Genomic DNA, 19,529 nt, shown 5'->3' with positions numbered 1-19,529 from the left:
TATAACTTAAATAACAATCTAATGTAAAATTAATCATGAGTACAGAAAAGAAAAATTATGTATTGCCTATTATTATGATGATCGCCCTTTTTGGGATGATCTCATTTGTAACAGGTCTACAAAACCCGATGGGAATCATCGTAAAGAGCCAGTTCGGTGCTTCCAACTTCATGTCGCAGTTAGGGAATGCGGCAAACTTTATTGCCTATGCTTTTATGGGATACCCGGCAGGTATGCTTTTGCAAAGAATAGGTTATAAGAAAACAGCTTTGGCTGCTATCGCCGTGGGTTTCTTTGGTGTTGGTATCCAGTTCCTTTCGGGACAAGCTGAAAGTTTCGTTATTTATCTTCTTGGTGCTTTTGTTGCCGGATTCTCTATGTGTATGTTGAATACAGTAGTAAATCCGATGTTGAACACTCTTGGTGGTGGCGGTAACAAAGGAAACCAGCTGATTCAGGTTGGAGGTTCGTTCAACTCATTAATGGCTACTATTGTTCCTGTACTTGTTGGTTACCTTATCGGTAATGCAGCTCAGGCTACTATCAAAGATGCAAATCCTGCATTATTTATCGCAATGGGTATTTTCGTGTTGGCATTCCTTGTATTGTTCTTCGTTAATATTCCTGAGCCACGTCTCGAAAAAGCAGCTGTTTCTACAGAGAAATCAAAACACAGCGCTCTTTCGTTTCGCCACTTTATATTAGGAGCTGTAGCTATCTTCGTTTATGTTGGAGTTGAAGTTGGTATTCCTAATATCGCAAACTTATTTATGACAGAGGGTGCAGATAAAGGAGGTTTAGGTATAGATACTACTACAGCAGGTACTGTTGTTGGTACATATTGGTTTCTTATGCTTATTGGACGTCTGTTAGGTGCTGCTGTTGGCGCAAAAGTTTCAAGTAAAGCGATGCTTTCTTTGGCGTCTACACTAGGTTTGGTATTTGTGTTGCTTGCTATATTCCTACCTACATCAATACAAGTAAGTATGCCTGTATTCCAATCTGATATTTCGTTTGGTCTGGCTGCTGTGCCTGTTAATGTGATGTTGCTTGTATTGTGTGGCCTTTGTACTTCTATCATGTGGGGAGGTATATTCAATCTTGCTGTAGAAGGATTAGGTAAATATACAGAAGCTGCATCAGGTATCTTTATGGTGATGGTATGTGGTGGAGGTATCCTGCCTCTTATTCAAGGATCGGTAGCAGACTCTTTGAGTTTCTTATCTAGCTATTGGGTAATTGCAATAGGATTAGCATTCTTGTTATACTATGCTCTTATCGGTTCTAAAAATGTAAATAAAGATATTCCTGTAGAATAATCTATCACGTATATTCTAAATTATAAAATACAAAAGGCTGCCTCAGATTTGAGGCAGCCTTTTGTTGTTAGAAGAGAAAAGATCGTTTTGTTTACAATTATTAGAGATAGCCTTGTAGTTGTCAATATTGGACATCTAAGAGATAAAGCCCAGCTCCCAACAGATACAAATACTACAGTGAGCTTTTTTATAACAATGTGTACCTATAAAAAAGAGGTTGTCCTTTTGAGACAACCTCTTTTATGAAATATATTAATCTCAGATTATTTTACTTTTTCGTACACATATAGTTCATGTATCTCTTTAGTATAACCTTCTTCAGAGAAAGGTCCTTTTGGCATACCAAGTATAATTTGTACACCACGATTGTTTAATACAACCAGATTGTCGTTTGTAGGATCTATAGATAATCCTTCTATTTCACCGGCACGTCTAAAGTCTGTCATCTCACGGAACAGTTCCAGTTTTCCAGCCATTGCTCCGGCAGCTTGTCCGTCTTTAATGCCTGTGTATGGTACATTGCTGATATCGGCTTTGTAGATGCAGTCTGCTATATGGAAAGTAGATTCACCATCGTCGGCAGAGAAAAGCATAGTGTTGTCAGCTATAAAGATACCTTGACACCAGTATGGGGTAGGGCGACATTGCATTTTTGTATAGTATTTACCTGTTTCTAGGCTGTAGCAATAAACATAGCGACTGTCAACCCAGTCTGATATCCAAACCATGTTGCGTTCACGATCGACAGCAAGACCTGATGCCTCTACCTGACCAGATGCCGGATCCCAATCGAGTGAACGTTTGTAAGTAAGTGTTTCAGCATCGTATATTGCTATCTGAATGTTTTTGCCGCGGCCATCCATAAACATCTCGATGCCACAGTATAATTCTCCATTCCAAATATCTATGTCTCCAAAGTGATTAGCATCAAGTTTCAATCCTTTGAAAGGTGTTTCGTTTTTCAACAAAAGTTTACCCTGTTTATCATATTTATAAAGAGCTGTAGAGCTTGAAACATAGTAGTATTTATCATCAATAGCAATGCCTTGACGACCTTCTACAGGGATCACTTTTTTTAGGCGGTATTCAGTACCTATGTGTTGAGCACTTACTGTTATGCCTATGAAGAGCATTGTCAGAATTAAAAAGAGCTTGTTCATAATAAAAAATAATTAAGTCGTTAATAAATATATCTTTTGGTATTAGAATTTGGCAATACACATAATTTGCAGACTGTTTCCTGAACCTGTTTTTCCGTTTAGAGTATAGTCTTTGGCTTTGTCTGTATAAATGCTGTGTATATAATTAGCCTGAAGTTTAAAATTCTTTGATACTTCGTAAGTACAACCTAAAAGAAGATTATCCTTATTGTTGAGAGATGTTTCATTTATCTTATCCCTGTACATGTCCCAGCGTGCAACCGGCATAATCTTTCCGATATTGTACGATGCAAGAACATAAAGGCCCTCTTCTTTCACGTTTGCTTCGCTGCTTCTGACGCGTCCGTATTCTGTTCTTATGTTCAATCCGATCGGACTTTGATACCATGCTCCAACTACATAACGATTGGTCTGTAGATAGTTGCTAGGGGTACCTTCTTTGCTTGTACCTTTGTATTCGCCCCAGTTGTAAGAACCCATAATGCGTATGTCTTTGATAGGGCGTAATGTAAGGCGGCCTACAAGGTCTTTAGTCTTGTTTTCGTCATCTAAAGTAGGGATGTATCCATTGGTTAATGATAAATTGTAACTCAAATAACTAAATCCTTTATCTTGATTCTCGAAAAGGTCTCCATATGCCATCACGCCTATATCTCTACCATAATCGATAAGATCAGGACTGTTTACAGCATTACGACATACTATGCGGTAGCATATATTCGAAAAGTCTACAGTTTCCAGTGTGGCTGGAGAAATATCATAGTTTTCGAAACCAAGTGGTAGGTAGTATTGACCTGCACGAAAGTGTAAGTTTTTGTTTATGTGTGCATTTACAAAAGCGTCCATTACTGTGATTACTTTCTTTTTGTACACAGAACCATCCCGAGAGCCGGAGAAGCACTCGAACTGAACTTTAATATCGAATCTTTCTGATAGTTTTTTGTCTATAAATAGACGCATTCTTTTCATCTGAAACGATGATTTGTTGTCCCCATTTTTGTCGCCCCAGTTATATCCGGTCTGTATATATCCGGATATTTTAGGTAATTCTGAAATAACTTTGCTAAGCTGACTAATCAGTTTGTCATTGTCAGACTGAGCCACTTCGGGTGTCGTTCCGTCCGGAACTTCAGCTTTGGTTGTCGTTATTTCTTTGTCTACGTTCGGTATTTGTTCTTTGTCCTTTTCAGGCTCGGCTTTAGCAAATGTGCATAGAAAGAAAGCACAGCTAATCATTAATGCTCTTAATAGAATCTTTTTTCTCATAATATAGCCAATTTAAGTTATGTATTTAATAAAGAATTAGTGTTGTATTATTTATCAACTTCTAATATGGGAGAATATCCTTCAACGAGAAACTCCTGCTATTAGGGTGTTGAAAGTGTATGTCATATTGTTAAACTTTTTTAGAGTAAGTCATCAGTCTTATTTTAGATTGTCCTTTCAATCTGTTGTTTAGATTTTGTATTCTTTAGTGTAAAAGCAGATTTTTGGTTTCTGGTTATTAGATTAATCAGATCGGGTTATTTTACAGACGTAAAATAAGGTTCGTTTCTAAGGATATTTTATGTTATGGGCTATGTCTTTGTTAGACAGAATTGTTTCGATTCATGGTGTTATGATTATACTTATGTGCAATATTAATTAATCTTTAAACAATAAACAAATGTATTCGAAACTTTTTCTGTTTTGATCAAAACTTTTTTTATTTGATAGTAGGTGTTGTGTCGAAAAGATAAAGTGTATAAGTATCTTGTATATTCCTGTTTTCCCAAATTCGGTTTTTATACCTATCTTTGCAGTCTCAAATAATATTTCATGCAAAAAGATATAGACTTACGCATTACGCCAGAGCAGGCGTCTGATATAGAGAAAGTCAAACGTATTTTTTCATCTCAGTCAGGAATTCCTTTAAAAGATATAAACTCAATTCGCATCCTGCGTCGTTCCATTGATGCAAGGCAACGTAATATATTCATAAATCTGAAAGTGAGAGGGTATGTTGATGAATTGCAAAATGATCCTGCATTTGTCAGTACATATTACCCCAATGTGAAAGACAATTCTCGTGCTATAGTTGTAGGAGCAGGACCTGCTGGTCTGTTTGCCGCTTTGCGACTTATCGAATTGGGTATATGCCCGATAGTAGTAGAACGAGGAAAAAATGTGAGAGATCGTAAGCGAGATACAGCCCTGATGAACAGAGAGCATCTGGTAAATCCAGAATCTAATTATTGCTTCGGAGAAGGGGGAGCAGGAGCTTATTCTGACGGAAAGCTATATACACGTAGTAAGAAACGAGGGAATGTAGAAAAAATATTAAATGTTTTTTGTCAGCATGGTGCAGATCCGTCTATTCTTATAGATGCTCATCCTCATATTGGGACAGACAAATTGCCGGGAATAATAGAGAAAATGCGTGTGCAGATTATTCAATCGGGAGGTGAAGTTCACTTCCAAACACGTATGGATAAATTACTGATAGAAAATAATGAAGTAAAAGGAATAGAGACTAATACCCGACAGGTGTTTCATGGCCCTGTTATTCTGGCAACAGGACATTCGGCTCGCGATGTCTATTATATGCTTCACGAACAGGCAATAAAGATAGAAGCAAAAGGATTAGCTGTTGGATTCCGTATCGAACACCCTTCTCATCTGATAGATCAGATACAATATCATTGCGAAGAGGGTAGGGGCGAATATCTTCCTGCTGCAGAATATAGCTTTGTGGTGCAGTCGGGCGATCGTGGCGTTTATTCTTTTTGTATGTGTCCCGGTGGAACTGTTGTTCCTTCGGCCAGTGGACCCCGACAGGTGGTTGTAAATGGAATGTCTCCATCAAATAGAGGATCTCGTTGGTCAAACTCCGGTGTGGTGGTAGAAATTCATCCCGAAGACTTTCCTGAATATAGTAAGTATAACGAGTTGGCATTGCTTAAGTTTGTCGAAGACCTGGAGGAAGCAGCATGGGTACATGGAGGTAAAACACAAGTAGCCCCTGCTCAACGGATGTATGATTTTGTAAATAATAAGAAAAGTAATACTTTGCCCGATACATCTTATGCACCCGGAGTGGTTTCATCGCCAATGCACGAATGGATGCCCCGTTTTATAGCCTCACGCTTACAGGATGCCTTCAAAAAAGTGGGACAAAGTTATAAAGGTTATCTCACAAATGAAGCTCTACTGCTTGCAGTCGAAAGCCGCACATCGTCTCCCGTGCGTATAATACGCGATAGGGAAACAATGCAGCATATAGAAGTTAAAGGTCTCTACCCATGCGGAGAGGGAGCCGGTTACGCAGGAGGTATCGTCTCTGCAGCTATGGATGGAGAGCGTTCCGCAGAAGCTCTTGCAAAAGTATTACTGTAAATACTATATTAACTACTCATCAAAGGACCAAAGATCCAGCTTGCTATAGTCAGATATATAATAAGTCCTGTGACATCCACTATTGTAGCTACAAAAGGGGCAGACGATGTTGCCGGGTCAGCACCCAACCGTCTTAGTATAAATGGTAACATAGAACCTATAAGTGATCCCCACAGCACAATTCCTACGAGAGCAAGGGATACAGTCGTGCCCACCATGATCCAGTGTTCGCCATACAAATTTGGGAAAATAAGATGCCAGATGTAGATGCGGAAAAATCCTATTACCCCCAGTATAAGACCTAGACTAAGGCCTGACACTACTTCTCTGCGAAATACTCTCCACCAGTCTCGTAGTTTTACTTCACCTGTGGCCATAGCCTGAATAACAAGAGTGGAAGCCTGCGACCCACTGTTTCCTCCACTCGATATCATCAGAGGTAGGAATAGAGCCAGTACAATAACCTGTGCTAACTGTTCTTCGTAGTGTTGCATCACTGAGGCTGTAAGGAGCTCTCCTACAAAGAGAACAATCAGCCAGCCTGCACGTTTCCATATCAATTTGTGTATAGGCAGGTCGAGGTAAGGCTCTTCCAGAGCGGAAGTACCCCCCATTCTCTGCATATCTTCAGAATATTCTTCGTCGGCTACCCAGAGTATATCGTCGATGGTGACGATACCTAATATCAGGCCTTGCGAATCTATAACAGGCAAGGCTACCCGATTATTCATCTTGAATATTTTAATACCCTCTTCTTCCGGATCAAGAGCATTCAGATATATTAGACGTCCGTCCATAAGATCCGATATTTTGGTATTCGGGTCGTTGATCAACAGTTCTCTTATTCGCAAGTCGTCTATCAGTTTGCCATTTTCGTCTATTACATAAACGACATCTATTGTCTCAGAATTTTTCCCGTTTTGCCGTATATACTCCAATGCTTCTTTTACTGTATATTCTTCCGATATTGCAAGAAAATCGGGAGTCATTAGCCGCCCTATACTATCTTCCGGATAAGCTAATAGGGTATATACCTCTCTCCTGTCTTCGGGAGACAATACGGAAATAAGACGATGTTGTAATTCCTGATCTTTGAGTTCTCCAAAAAATGAAGTCCGGTCATCGGGAGGAAGCTTGTTGACAATTTCTGAGATTTTATTCGCAGAAAGTTTTTTGATAAGACGTTCTTGAGTCGGAACATCTAAAATGCGGAAAACATTGACCGCTCTATTGATGCTCATCGTACTTATCAGCAGCGGCGCATACTCGGGTAATTCATCAATCAGATCTTCTACATCTGATATATTAAGATCGTCGAGAAAGACGCGCAGCATGACAATGTCTCCGGCTTCAATAAGGAATTTTGCCTGTTCTGTCAGTTGTATGATATTCTCCTTCATCCATAATGTAATTTATAAGGTAGATAATACAAAAACAGCCTGATCTGTCAAGTTGTTTTTGGGATGAATTAGCATCAGTAGATGGATAAATCGGGTGTTATCAACAACGTCGTAATTATCACGATTTACTTAATGCGGGGCAAAGATAGTATTTTTAATTGGATGTAGTGTTTTTTGAAATTATTTTTAAGGATAGAGTTAATTAAGCAAAATCTGATTTTCTAGTTTTAAATAATATTGGCTTGTATGTCGTTGAATATAGTACCGCTTATTCGTTTTTTTATATTATTTTCGTGGTGTGTTTCAATTTTTATAAAATGAGATATTTTTGTTTATTCATCCTATCGGTATTTTTATTACCTCTTCTTTACTTTTCGTGTGCGAAAGTGGAAGAAGATGATAAAAATAAGCCTACATTGTCTGATATTCATTTCAATATAAATGATACAATTGTATATTATACAAAAGACGGTGTTAGAAAGACCATACGGCTAAACGATAGCTTGTATCTGGAGGCTGGCAGAACGGATACTATACCCGTTGGCAAGTGGTTGTATATATCAGCCCATTTTGCAGATGATGTTGCTCTGTCTACATTTACAGTTAGGGGCAAGGTAGTGTATAAGAGTACAAAAACGAATGTGAAAGATTCGATTATGGAATTTGTGAGGCCGGGACGTAATATATTTGGAGAAAAAGAGAAATATGTATTTCGAAACCGCCTCATACAGATTCAAGATACATTGAGAGCCTCTATAAATAATACTATGACAAATTTTTTTATCGACACGGATAGGCCGATAGATTTATTCGTTGTCTGTATGGATAAAGCCGGAAATAAAGATTCTGTACAGGTTCCTGTAAGAATGCTGAGACGGAGCGAAATTATTTCTGCATTAGGAAATAAATAGTATAAATATTGAATTTCACAATACTTCTTTATATATAGAAAAATAGAGAAACTAAAAAATTAGAAGCATGAATCATTATTTGATTCATGTTTTTTTATTGCTTTTTTCATGCCTGACAGTATATAATGCCTACTTTTGTGACGATAATTTTAATTTTTTTAATAAAATGAAACAAAGACATTTTAAAGAACAAAAGGCTTATCGTTTTAAACGGTTTGCGAGAAAAGCCTACAGTGCATTCAACAGCATGCACAAGGTTGTAACCATTGGTGTTGTCACAGGCTGCGCCATCGCGTTTTTGCCAACAGGTACTATCAACGCTCAGAAGAAAACGGACAACGACCAGCAACAAAAAGTGATGGAAAAAGAGCTGGATGAGGTCATGGTCACGGCTTCGAGGGTAGAGATTCCTATCAATCAGGTGGCAAAGTCGGTGACCATAATCTCTAAAGAACAAATTGAGCGAGCACCGGTACAGAGTATTCAGGATTTGTTAGTTTACGCCGCTAACATAGATGTAATTCAAAGAGGCGGACACGGTGTACAAGCCGATATTTCTATTCGTGGCGGATCATTCGATCAAAACGCAGTACTTCTCAATGGAGTTAACTTATCTAACGCACAAACAGGACACTACAGTTTCGACATTCCCATCAATCTTTCAGATATAGAACGCATCGAGGTCATTCATGGCCCTTCGGCTCTGATTTATGGTTCGAGTGCTTTCTCGGGAGGAATCAATATTATAACTAAAAAGAATACCGACTATAAGGTCTATGCAAGTATTGAGTCCGGTATGCATAAACTACGAGGTATAGAGGTACGTGGTACTGCGCAGACGGGTATTGCTGTACATAGTCTTTCGGTAGGTAACAATTCTTCGTCCGGTTATATTGCCAATAGCGATTATGATATATATAATATGCTATGGCAGACACATCTTAAATTGCCAAATCGGTCGAAAGTAGATTTTCAATTAGGTTATAATGACAAAAAATACGGAGCAAATACCTTCTATTCAGCTGCATATCCTAATCAATATGAGCGCACAAGCTCTTATGTAAGTTCGCTGAAAGGAGAATTTGGCTCAATGCTAAAAATAATACCTATCCTATATTGGAGCAGGCATCACGATCAGTACGATCTGGTAAAAGATACTGACTTTGGACGTAATTTCCACCGTAACGATACTTACGGAGCCAATCTGATTTTTTCTTATAAATCGAAATTGGGAACTACTTCTCTGGGCGGAGAGCTCCGAAGAGAAGATATAATGAGTACCAATCTGGGGCAATTAATGAGTAAACCCCATCGAAAATATATAAAATACGATGATCGCACCAATACAAGTGTGTCTTTGGAACATACTGTAAATTTAGAAAAAGTTGTTTTGTCGGCAGGGGCTTTAATGAATCATAATACGCTATTGAATGGTAAATATAAATTCTACCCTTCGGTAAGTGTGACCTATAGGCCTATCGACAACTTGAATATATCGTCCTCGTGGAGTAAATCTACACGTATGCCCACATTTACAGATCTTACTTACAAAGCTCCTACACATGTCGGACGAAACGACCTTAAACCCGAAAAATCTGAGTCTGTCGAATTGGGGATCAAATATAAGACAGAGATGTTTAATGCTTACCTTACTGGCTTTATGCAGTGGGGGCGAGATGTTATAGACTGGGTAAAGGTTAATCCCACAGACAAAGAGTACACAGCATGGAATATGAGTAAAATAGATGGCAAAGGATTGGAAATGGGTGTTAACTTCCAGTTGGGAAGTCTACTTACTGTTTTGGGAGAGCAGTCTTCTTTGGCCTTAGACTATACCCGTATGTATCAGAATAGCAACACGGGAGAAATGATCTCTTTGTATTCTCTCAATTATCTTAGAGATAAATTTACAGTTAAGTTTAATCATGATATATATAAAGGCTTGTCTGTCGGATGGTTTTTCCGTTTTCAGAAACGAATGGGGATATATGAAAAGTATCAAGGGAAAGGTGTAGATCCTATAAAAGAGCATTTTCCGGCTTTTTCCACTCTTGATCTAAAGTTGAATTATAAATATAAGGACATTGTATTCAATTTGAATTTTAATAATTTATACGATACCTACTATTATGACAGAGGTGATATTCCTCAGCCCGGATTTTGGCTTATGGGAGGTATTAGTTATACACTAAAATAAAAAGACGATGAACGTATTATTATTAATCTGTATTTCTTTACTGGGAGTAAAGTCGGATCGACCTTTTGAACTTCGAGACGGAGATCTTATATTTCAGGAAGAATGTAGTGTAAAGACAGATAATACGATAAAGGCTGTGACATCGGGTATAGGAGATTATAAGTTCACTCATGTTGGCATTGTTTATATTGATGCCAAAGGTAGTGTATATGTTATAGAAGCTACTCACCCCAAAGTGAAAGTGACACCTTTGCAAGATTATTTGTATCCCAAAGACTCAGATGCTTGTCTGCCTGTATCTGTGGTTGGAAGGCTAAAGCCTGAATACAAGCATTGTATCCCACAGGCTATAGAAGAGGGTTTGTTGTTGGTTGGTAAAGATTATGACTATGGCTATGTATTGAATAATGATAAGTATTATTGTTCAGAACTTATCTATCATATTCTCTTGAAAGCCAACGAAGGTAAACCTGTTTTTTCCTTGAATGTTATGACTTTCAAGTCTCCCGATACGGGAAAAATAACTAAGGGTTGGGAAGAATATTTCGGAAGGTTGAACTTGCCTGTTCCAGAGGGAGAATTGGGCATAAATCCGGGGGCAATGTCCCGATCAGACGTTATTGATATTATACATAAATATTAAATGCAAAAAAGGTGCGATTATATAACAATCGCACCTTTTTTATATTCCAATGTATATCTGAATTATTCAGCGTTTAAAGTAAAACGTTTGAATGCAGTAACTGTCAATTCTTTATCGTGTGAAGCGATATATTGAGCAATTGTTTGTTTTGGGTTTTTCACAAACTCTTGTTGAAGAAGAGTAAATTCTTTGTAGAATTTAGTTAAAGCTCCTTCAGCTATTCTGTCAAGTAGGTTTTCTGGTTTACCCGCTTCAATAGCTTTTTCTCTAGCCAGAGAAAGTTCTCTCTGTTTTACTTCATCCGAAACGTCTTCAGGTACAAGAGCTACAGGGTTCATAGCAGCAATTTGCATTGCTATGTCTTTAGCTACTTGTTCGTCTACGTTAGGTTTGCTGAAACCTACGATTGCAGCAAGTTTGTTTCCCGGGTGAATGTATGCTACTACAGTAGGTGCTGTAACTTGCTCGTATACATTCAACTCCATCTTTTCACCTGTAACACCCATTCTGTCTGTTACAAGTTCTGTAATAGAACGATCTCCTACTTTCAGAGCCTTTAGGGCATCCAAGTCAGCAGGTTTGTTAGATATAGCAGCATCAAGAATAGATTTTGTCATACCTACGAAATCTCCGTTCATTGCTACAAAGTCTGTTTCGCAGTTTACTGCTACTATTGCAGCAAAATCTCCGTTAGTAGCTGCTAGTACACAACCTTCTGTTGCATCACGGTCTTCACGTTTTGCAGCAAAAGCTTGTCCTTTTTTACGAATTATTTCAATTGCTTTATCAAAATCGCCTTCTGCTTCATTTAAAGCATTTTTACAGTCCATCATACCTGCGCCTGTCATTTTACGAAGGTGTTGGATGTCAGCCATAGAAATTGCCATGTTTTTCTCCTTTTTTATTTGGTTTATAATTATATTCTTCAAAAAAGAAAGACCAAGAATTAGTCTTTAAGAAAATCTCTTAAAGGCAAATTCTTAGTCTTTAAACTTTATTTATTCTTCGCTATCTTTCGCAAACTTACTTGCTACAGCAGCGTTAATCGCGTCTTGATCTTCTTTTGTTACAGCTTTCTTAGCACCTGCTCTAGCTTTACGTTCTCTTTTAGGAGCTTCTTCGCCATCCTGTGCTTCAGCAGCGTTTGCATCAGCTTTTTCTATCTTTCTTTCTTCCAAACCTTCTTTGATAGATTCGCAAAGGCTTCCTAGAATAAGTTCGATAGATTTTCCTGCATCATCATTTGCTGGGATTACGAAGTCGATATCTTCAGGGCTAGAGTTTGTATCTACCATTGCAAATACAGGTATTCCCAGACGAGATGCTTCTCTTACAGCAATATGTTCTTTCATTACGTCTACAACGAATAATGCAGATGGAAGACGCGTAAGGTCTTGGATAGAACCAAGAGTTTTTTCAAGTTTAGCACGTTGGCGTGTTACCTGAAGTCTTTCTCTTTTTGATAAAGTATCGAAAGTTCCGTCTTTTACCATTTTATCGATAGTTGACATTTTTTTTACAGCCTTACGGATTGTAGGGAAGTTTGTCAACATACCACCTGGCCAACGTTCTACAACGTAAGGCATATTTACAGAAAGAGCCAAGTCTGCAACGACTTGTTTTGCTTGTTTCTTAGTTGCAACGAATAATACTTTTTTTCCTGATTTAGCTATTTGCTTAAGTGCAGCAGCAGCTTCTTCAGTCTTAGCTATTGTTTTATATAGGTCAATGATGTGGATACCATTGCGCTCCATAAAGATGTAAGGAGCCATAGCCGGATTCCACTTTCTCTTCAAGTGACCGAAGTGTACACCAGCATCTAATAATTGGTCGAATTCTAATTTTGCCATTTTTGTTTTTTGTTTCGTTTACTTTCTTTTTCTGTTAGCGAATTGTCGGGTAGCTCATTTTTGAAGTCCCGGCAATTTAGATACTAAACGTAATTTAAGAGATGAGGCCGACTCATCATATATTAACCAATCTGTAACTTTTAAGCGGCAAAAGCCGACAAAGCGTAATTGGGTAAAATAATATCCAAATTAACGTTTTGAGAATTGAAATCTTTTTCTTGCTTTTGGTTGTCCCGGTTTTTTACGTTCTACAACACGAGGGTCGCGAGTCATAAATCCTTCAGCTCTTAGAGCAGACTTATCTTCCGGATTGATCTTAACCAATGCACGTGCTATTCCAAGACGAGCAGCTTCTGCCTGTCCTTTGTAGCCTCCACCGTTAAGATTGATCTTGATATCGTATTTTTCAGCAACACCTAATTTGTTTAGAGGTTGTTGTACAACATACTGAAGAATAGTTGAAGGGAAGTAATTGTCTAGTTCTCTTTTGTTGATAACTATCTTTCCGGTTCCTTCGCTTACGAATACGCGAGCTATAGCAGCTTTACGTCTTCCTATTGCATTTACTACTTCCATTAATTATTATTTAAGAGAGTTAATATCTATTGATTTTGGTTGTTGAGCTTCGTGCTTGTGCTCATTGCCTGCATATACATGAAGGTTTTTCAGTATAGCTGCACCAAGACGATTCTTAGGCAACATTCCTTTTACTACCTTTAGTACAAGACGGTCAGCTCCTTTTTCCATCAATACGGCTGGAGTTGCTTCTCTCTGACCTCCGGGATAACCTGTATATCTTAGGTATACACGATCGTTCCATTTGTTTCCTGTAAGAACAACTTTATCAGCATTGATGATGATTACATTGTCGCCACAGTCTACATGCGGAGTGTAATTTGGTTTATACTTCCCTCTCAGAAGTTTTGCCACTTTGGATGCCATGCGTCCAAGTGTTTGGCCTGTTGCGTCAATTACAACCCATTCTTTATTCACGGTTGCACTGTTCGCAGAAATGGTCTTATAACTTAAAGTATCCACTTACTTAAAAATTAATTTGGTTAATGACTTTTTTTGACTCACACAACTTTTATCCGCTTATCGAGCTAAGATATGATAAACGATAATCGTCTGTTTGTCAATTTTTTACGCTTTTATTCGTAATAATCGGCTCGCAAAATTACAAATTATCAACGAATTAACAAAGAAATACTAATGTTTTTTCTTTAATGGTTGAATTATAGCTGTATATGAAAATCATGTTGTTTTCGAACTTATTTGCTATTATTTGTTTTCTTTTGCTTTAAAACCATCTTGATATGTGTTGCCTCGAGCTTCGAATAAATAGTATGATGTAAAGTTACCATAATGGAGGTCGGGAACTAATGGGAATTTGTCATAATCATACGAATCTTCCCTTATGTAAAATACAACATTTTCATTCAATCTATACTTGGGTTTAGCCTGGTCTGTTGTATAAGAATCTTTATAAAAATCTATTATAGTGTAAGGTGTACATAAAATATTATTTATAGATGAAGATTTATATAATTCTTTTTCGATTAGGTTGTTTTTTAAATTTGAGTAATATGTTATAGTGTATATTGTTATAATGATTAAAAATGTCGAGGGGATAATATATGCCAGTTTATTATTTAAATATAGATTTTGAGTTTTGAATATAATAGTTAGGTTTGTGATCAATATTATTCCCATTATGTATGGTACAAAGCGGAAATCGGGCCCACTAAAGAACCAGGATATGACTGTTGCCACAAGACAAGCAATGACAACAATGAAAGAAGCGGGTATCTCTTTCCTCTTTTTTATGTATTTATATATAGCTATGGGGGTAGTGATATACAATGAAGAGTATAAAATGAATATTCCAAAATCAACAAGTTGCGGGTCGCGATAGGTTTGCATAAGTTCTATTGCTTGCACTTTGAAAAACTGCTTGCCTACTATTTCTATATATTCTAGTTGCGATTGGGCTGCATCTATAGGAAGCTTCCAATCTACATCAAATAAATCTATTTGATAAAGTGGGTAAACCAAATAGCCTGAAATAATGATATTTCTAATCAACCAACATATTAATATAATGGCACTTGTGACACTTAAAAATAGAGTGCTTTTTATTTTTTTCTCTTTTATCAGATAAATAAAGATACATAGGCTTACTATCCCGAATATGGCGAATGATAGTTTGAATGTAATTAAAAGGAATGGTGTTGTAAAGAGCAGTAGTTTTGAGTTCTTCCAATCGAATCCGAATATACAAAAGCGGGATATTAAATAATAGATTATTGTATTGGGTAAAATGTCGGTAGAAGTATTATTTATGAAAATAATAGATAGGAGAGAAGATATCATAAATCCCGATAAGAATAAGGTTTCCATCATTCGGTATCTGGAACGAATCCATTGACGGATAAGCCATATGAAAATTAATAAAACAAATAACTGGTTAAGGGTATATATGTCTTTGTTGAATAAAAATCGTAAAGTATAGATTGATTGCAGTAGTAAGATGTTGGAATTAAAGCCAAAACGATCTTCTATGTTTGCAAGTCCGGGCACAATGGCGAATTCTTCGTTCCAGCGTATGTTTTGATAGTGGTAGTGTAGTGAGTCGTAAACATCTGGTTGCCAAAGACAATATGTAATGAAAACTACAGAAATGATCAGATATATTATTATCTCCTTTGATGTAAAGTTGTATAAGAATCTTTTGAGAGGGGGAAAAGATTTTTTTTTGAATACTTCGACTAGGTAATAGCAGCAACAGAGAGAAAAAATAATAAATAGGAAAATATGATTTGATGGTAGAAATAGCGACCAGATAGATAGGGGGATAATGATAGCTGTCATTCCCACAATTATCTGATCGATAAAACCATATGTTTCAGTTTGGGCTGTTATTCTATTATATAAGTTAATGAATACTCTTCCTGTTGTATACAAGGTAAATGTAATTATGATCCAAGATAATAATATAGATATCATATTTTAGGTAAGAATGTAAAATATTAAACTACCATTCAATAGAATAGATTCACTATACATAATGTTATTTTTTTGCTTAATATTTTAAGTACAGAATAAAATAATTAGATTAAGTTCACAAACTTATGAAATTATACATAAAATAAAGAACCTAGTCAGATATTAATCAATAATGCTTAATTGTTGATATGAGATTAGCACCCGGATTTCGCTCTATATCCTTCTTGTATGGTATTGCCTCTAGCCTCTATACAGTTTAGAGGGAGAAATTTGGCATAATGATAGTCTACGGTTGCCGGCAAAAAAATATCATATGGCAGTCCGTAGCTCACACTTATTGATAATCCATTGTTTATTGGTTGTTTCCAAAATCCACCGGGCATATCTATTCCTTTGGCTACCGCCTGATCTTTTATAGTGAAGGGTCTTATCATTTGTTGACTAAGCGGGTATATATTTTTATTAACGACTTGAGGCGCAAAGTAGGTGTAGCGAGAACCTGTCCATAAAACGATGCCAATAATAAATAGACAAATGGATAATTTCCCTAAGAGCCTAAACTGTCTCTCTTTGCCACGCAGAAGTATTGTACTTCCTATCAGTATGACAGAACATAATATTCCCGAGACGAACCTTATATCGGGACCTCCGAAGAACCAAATTGCCAGAGCAGCTACGGATGAGCAAAAAAGGAGATTTAGAGGGATGTTGCTGGAGTCCTTTTTGTTTTTTACGATATAATAAGCCGTGGTAATGATTGAAGCAAAGGCCAATATGTAAATAATATCTGTAAGTATATTTATAGTCCATGTGTCTCTTATGCTTTCGCCGGGGTATTTGAGTGCTATTCGCAGAAAATAATATCCTACCGAGCTTATATAATCCTTTTGTCTTATTGCAATATCGACAGGAACTTTCCAGTCGAAGTCGAACAAATCAACCTGATATAAAGGGTAGATAAGATAACCCGAAACTATAACGTTTCGTATCAACCAAGGAATAAAAATAAGAAGACAAATTATGAGAGCACTAATAACAGGCTTATATTCCTTCTTCTTTATTAAAGTATATATGAGATATAGACTGATAAAGCAGATGGGTAGAAAGGAAAGTTTACAGGTTACCAAGAATACAGGTAATATGATTCCGATCAATATGTTGTTTTTTAGTAAATGGGGATATAATAATATTCGGGCAAAGATGTAGAATACAACGAAATTTGGTAATATATCGGTAGATGTGTTTTGTAGGAAATAAACAGATACCCAATATAGTAAAAGAAAGGATGCAAATATTAAGATGCGCTTTATTTCGTATTTAGACTTGAACAGTTCGTACAAGATCCATCCGCCGCAAAGGGTTATAATGAGCGAATGAAGAGGAAAAAGAGCTTCTCCTAATATAAACCTAAATGAAAATACAGCACTCAACAGGAGGTAGTTGGAGTTGAAGCCCAATTTATCGTCCAAGTTGGCCAAGCCCGGAACAACTGCAAATTCTTCGTTCCATCTTATGTTTTGCATGTGATAGAAAGCCGAATCGTAGATATCCTGAATCCAGCTGAAGAAGAATAAAGAGGAGAGGGTAAAAGCAGTCCAAATTACGATCTCGAATAAAGGCACATCTTTTATCGACGTATTTCTTATTTTAGAGAATATCTTGCCGGCTCTTTTTACGTTGATAGTCCAGTAACAAATACAAATAAAGAGAACTATGGCTAGAAAGAGCTGGTTGGAAGGTAGCCAAAGCGACCACAGAGATAGAGGTATAATAAGAGCACATAGGCCTAACAATACTTTGTCGATAGGATTGTACTGTTCTTCCCTATGGCATAACTTGTTATATAGAGCAAGCAACATTTCTCCGAATGTGAAGAGGGCAAATGCTAAGACTATCCACGCGAGTAATGTTGCAAGCATATATTGGTTTCTATAATTTATTGATAGAAAATTCGTTTTTTCTCAGATTACACTGCCACTTCTCCTTTGATATGTGGATGTGGATCGTAGCCTGTCAGTTCGAAATCTTCGTATTTGAAATCGAAAATACTTTTTACATCCGGATTGATTTTCAACTCGGGCAATGGACGAAGTTCTCTGCTTAGTTGCAATTTTACCTGTTCCAGATGATTTGTATAGATATGTGCATCTCCCAATGTGTGTACAAAGTCTCCGGCCTCTAGTCCGGTTACTTGTGCCATCATTTTGAGTAGTAGGGCATAAGATGCGATATTGAACGGTACACCGAGAAATATATCGGCACTACGCTGATAGAGCTGAAGACTTAATTTGCCATCTGCCACATAGAACTGAAAAAATGCATGACATGGAGGTAGATTCATATTAGGAAGATCTGCCACATTCCACGCATTAACAATCATACGGCGCGAATCCGGATTGTTTTTTATAGTATTCACCACTTCTGTAATCTGATCTATATGCCCTCCGTTATAATCAGGCCATGATCTCCACTGGTAGCCATATATATGTCCCAAATCTCCATTTTCATCAGCCCATTCGTTCCATATCCGTACGCCATGTTCTTGCAGGTATTTCACATTTGTGTCTCCGGCGAGGAACCAGAGTAGTTCATATATAATAGATTTTAGATGTAGTTTTTTAGTGGTCAGTACAGGAAAACCTTCTGTCAGATTGTATCTGCTTTGATGCCCAAATACGCTGATTGTCCCTGTGCCTGTACGATCACTTTTAGCAGTACCTTCTTCTAAAACCCTTTTTAATAAATCGTGATATTGTTTCATTGAGGATATTATATTATTAGCATACAAAAATAGTGAAAAATAAGAGATTTTGTAGCATTATTTTATTTAGGGAAAATATGCTTTACTTTTTTGTAAGCAGAAGGTGTTGATATATTATTGGTTCCCTATTTAAAAAAAGCCGATGAAGGAATATTCACCGGCCTTTTACTTTTATAGGAAGTTGTTTTTATTCTGCTCCTTCTGCTTCTTCGTTTACAGGCGCAATAAGTTTGTAACCTTTACCATGTATGTTGATAATTTCTATACTTGGATCTGGTTTAAGCAACTTACGTAGTTTCGTGATATATACGTCCATGCTTCTTGCATTGAAGTAGTTATCATCTACCCATATTTGTTTCAGTGCATGATTTCTTTCCAGAATATCATTTGCATGAGCACACAATAGAGCTAGCAACTCTGCTTCTTTGGTGGTTAATTTAGTGCTTTCTCCTTTGATAGTCAAGATTTGTTTTTGAGTATCGAAGCTCATATCACCAAATTGATATACTTGCTGTTCTTTAGCTCTTTTACCTTTCACACGGCGGAATATAGCTTCGATACGAAGTACCAGTTCTTCCATGCTGAATGGTTTAGTGATGTAGTCGTCAGCTCCGGCCTTAAAACCTTCCAGGATATCGTCTTTCATATTCTTAGCTGTTAAGAATATGATAGGTATCTCAGTGTTTATCGCCCTGATTTCTTTAACCAGCGTGATACCGTCTTTCTTTGGCATCATTACATCTAATATACAAAGGTCATATTTTTCTTTAACAAAACCTTTATAGCCGACTTCGCCGTCTATGTAGAGGTCAGTGTCATAACCCTTTGCCTGAAGATATTCTCTTAGTAGCATACCAAGATTTTCGTCATCTTCGCATAAAAATAATTTTAACTTTTCTTCCATAAC

General features: G+C 37.1%; 16 protein-coding genes. 5 read left to right on the top strand and 11 right to left on the bottom strand.

The window, feature by feature from the left end; genetic code table 11:
- The first annotated feature begins 35 nt into the window (after window positions 1–35).
- A complete protein-coding gene (locus BGC7_RS03470) occupies window positions 36–1,319 on the top strand; it encodes an MFS transporter (RefSeq protein WP_050700177.1) in 1,284 nt (427 codons plus the stop codon).
- A 263-nt stretch (window positions 1,320–1,582) separates the two neighbouring features.
- On the opposite strand, the gene BGC7_RS03465 is transcribed toward BGC7_RS03470, so the two are convergent.
- The gene (locus BGC7_RS03465) at window positions 1,583–2,479 is read right to left on the bottom strand and encodes a YncE family protein (protein WP_050700176.1); all 897 of its coding nucleotides are present in this window, start codon (window positions 2,477–2,479) and stop codon (window positions 1,583–1,585) included.
- A 42-nt stretch (window positions 2,480–2,521) separates the two neighbouring features.
- Window positions 2,522–3,745: a porin gene (locus tag BGC7_RS03460; protein ID WP_050700175.1), complete on the bottom strand. Its 1,224-nt coding sequence runs from the start codon at window positions 3,743–3,745 to the stop codon at window positions 2,522–2,524.
- A 552-nt stretch (window positions 3,746–4,297) separates the two neighbouring features.
- On the opposite strand from BGC7_RS03460, the gene BGC7_RS03455 reads away from it, so the two are divergent.
- A complete protein-coding gene (locus BGC7_RS03455; protein ID WP_050700174.1) occupies window positions 4,298–5,854 on the top strand; it encodes an NAD(P)/FAD-dependent oxidoreductase in 1,557 nt (518 codons plus the stop codon).
- Between the two features lie 8 nt (window positions 5,855–5,862).
- Here BGC7_RS03455 and mgtE read toward each other — a convergent pair whose 3' ends face one another.
- The gene (gene mgtE, locus BGC7_RS03450; RefSeq protein ID WP_050700173.1) at window positions 5,863–7,254 is read right to left on the bottom strand and encodes a magnesium transporter; all 1,392 of its coding nucleotides are present in this window, start codon (window positions 7,252–7,254) and stop codon (window positions 5,863–5,865) included.
- Window positions 7,255–7,571: 317 nt separating this feature from the next.
- On the opposite strand from mgtE, the gene BGC7_RS03445 reads away from it, so the two are divergent.
- The 3 genes from BGC7_RS03445 (at window position 7,572) to BGC7_RS03435 (ending at window position 11,005) form a co-directional block, all read left to right on the top strand.
- Window positions 7,572–8,165 (top strand): hypothetical protein, encoded by a 594-nt coding sequence (locus BGC7_RS03445; RefSeq protein WP_157258649.1) that lies wholly within the window; start codon window positions 7,572–7,574, stop codon window positions 8,163–8,165.
- A 166-nt stretch (window positions 8,166–8,331) separates the two neighbouring features.
- A complete protein-coding gene (locus BGC7_RS03440) occupies window positions 8,332–10,362 on the top strand; it encodes a TonB-dependent receptor plug domain-containing protein (RefSeq protein WP_050700171.1) in 2,031 nt (676 codons plus the stop codon).
- A 7-nt stretch (window positions 10,363–10,369) separates the two neighbouring features.
- Window positions 10,370–11,005: a YiiX/YebB-like N1pC/P60 family cysteine hydrolase gene (locus tag BGC7_RS03435; protein WP_050700170.1), complete on the top strand. Its 636-nt coding sequence runs from the start codon at window positions 10,370–10,372 to the stop codon at window positions 11,003–11,005.
- Window positions 11,006–11,067: 62 nt separating this feature from the next.
- Here the strand turns inward: BGC7_RS03435 and tsf are convergent, their stop codons facing one another.
- The 8 genes from tsf to BGC7_RS03395 form a co-directional block, all read right to left on the bottom strand.
- Window positions 11,068–11,892, bottom strand: coding sequence for a translation elongation factor Ts (gene tsf / locus BGC7_RS03430; RefSeq protein WP_050700238.1), 825 nt, complete (start codon window positions 11,890–11,892; stop codon window positions 11,068–11,070).
- 111 nt (window positions 11,893–12,003) lie between these two features.
- Window positions 12,004–12,855 carry a 30S ribosomal protein S2 gene (gene rpsB / locus BGC7_RS03425; RefSeq protein ID WP_050700169.1) on the bottom strand — a complete coding sequence of 284 codons (852 nt, stop codon included), beginning with the start codon at window positions 12,853–12,855 and terminating at the stop codon, window positions 12,004–12,006.
- Window positions 12,856–13,044: 189 nt separating this feature from the next.
- Window positions 13,045–13,431 (bottom strand): 30S ribosomal protein S9, encoded by a 387-nt coding sequence (rpsI, locus tag BGC7_RS03420; RefSeq protein WP_050700168.1) that lies wholly within the window; start codon window positions 13,429–13,431, stop codon window positions 13,045–13,047.
- A 6-nt stretch (window positions 13,432–13,437) separates the two neighbouring features.
- Window positions 13,438–13,893, bottom strand: coding sequence for a 50S ribosomal protein L13 (gene rplM, locus BGC7_RS03415; RefSeq protein WP_050700167.1), 456 nt, complete (start codon window positions 13,891–13,893; stop codon window positions 13,438–13,440).
- A gap of 243 nt (window positions 13,894–14,136) precedes the next feature.
- A complete protein-coding gene (locus BGC7_RS03410; protein WP_050700166.1) occupies window positions 14,137–15,861 on the bottom strand; it encodes an LIC_10190 family membrane protein in 1,725 nt (574 codons plus the stop codon).
- Window positions 15,862–16,055: 194 nt separating this feature from the next.
- Window positions 16,056–17,780, bottom strand: coding sequence for an LIC_10190 family membrane protein (locus BGC7_RS03405; RefSeq protein ID WP_050700165.1), 1,725 nt, complete (start codon window positions 17,778–17,780; stop codon window positions 16,056–16,058).
- A 47-nt stretch (window positions 17,781–17,827) separates the two neighbouring features.
- The gene (locus BGC7_RS03400) at window positions 17,828–18,622 is read right to left on the bottom strand and encodes a thymidylate synthase (protein ID WP_050700164.1); all 795 of its coding nucleotides are present in this window, start codon (window positions 18,620–18,622) and stop codon (window positions 17,828–17,830) included.
- Between the two features lie 187 nt (window positions 18,623–18,809).
- Complete coding sequence (locus tag BGC7_RS03395) at window positions 18,810–19,526, bottom strand: response regulator transcription factor RprY (RefSeq protein WP_050700163.1); 717 nt, start codon at window positions 19,524–19,526, stop codon at window positions 18,810–18,812.
- Window positions 19,527–19,529: the final 3 nt, after the last annotated feature.

It is taken from the genome of Dysgonomonas sp. BGC7, assembly GCF_001261735.1.
Classification (GTDB): Bacteria; Bacteroidota; Bacteroidia; order Bacteroidales; family Dysgonomonadaceae; genus Dysgonomonas.
This window is presented reverse-complemented; position numbering and strand designations above follow the sequence as displayed.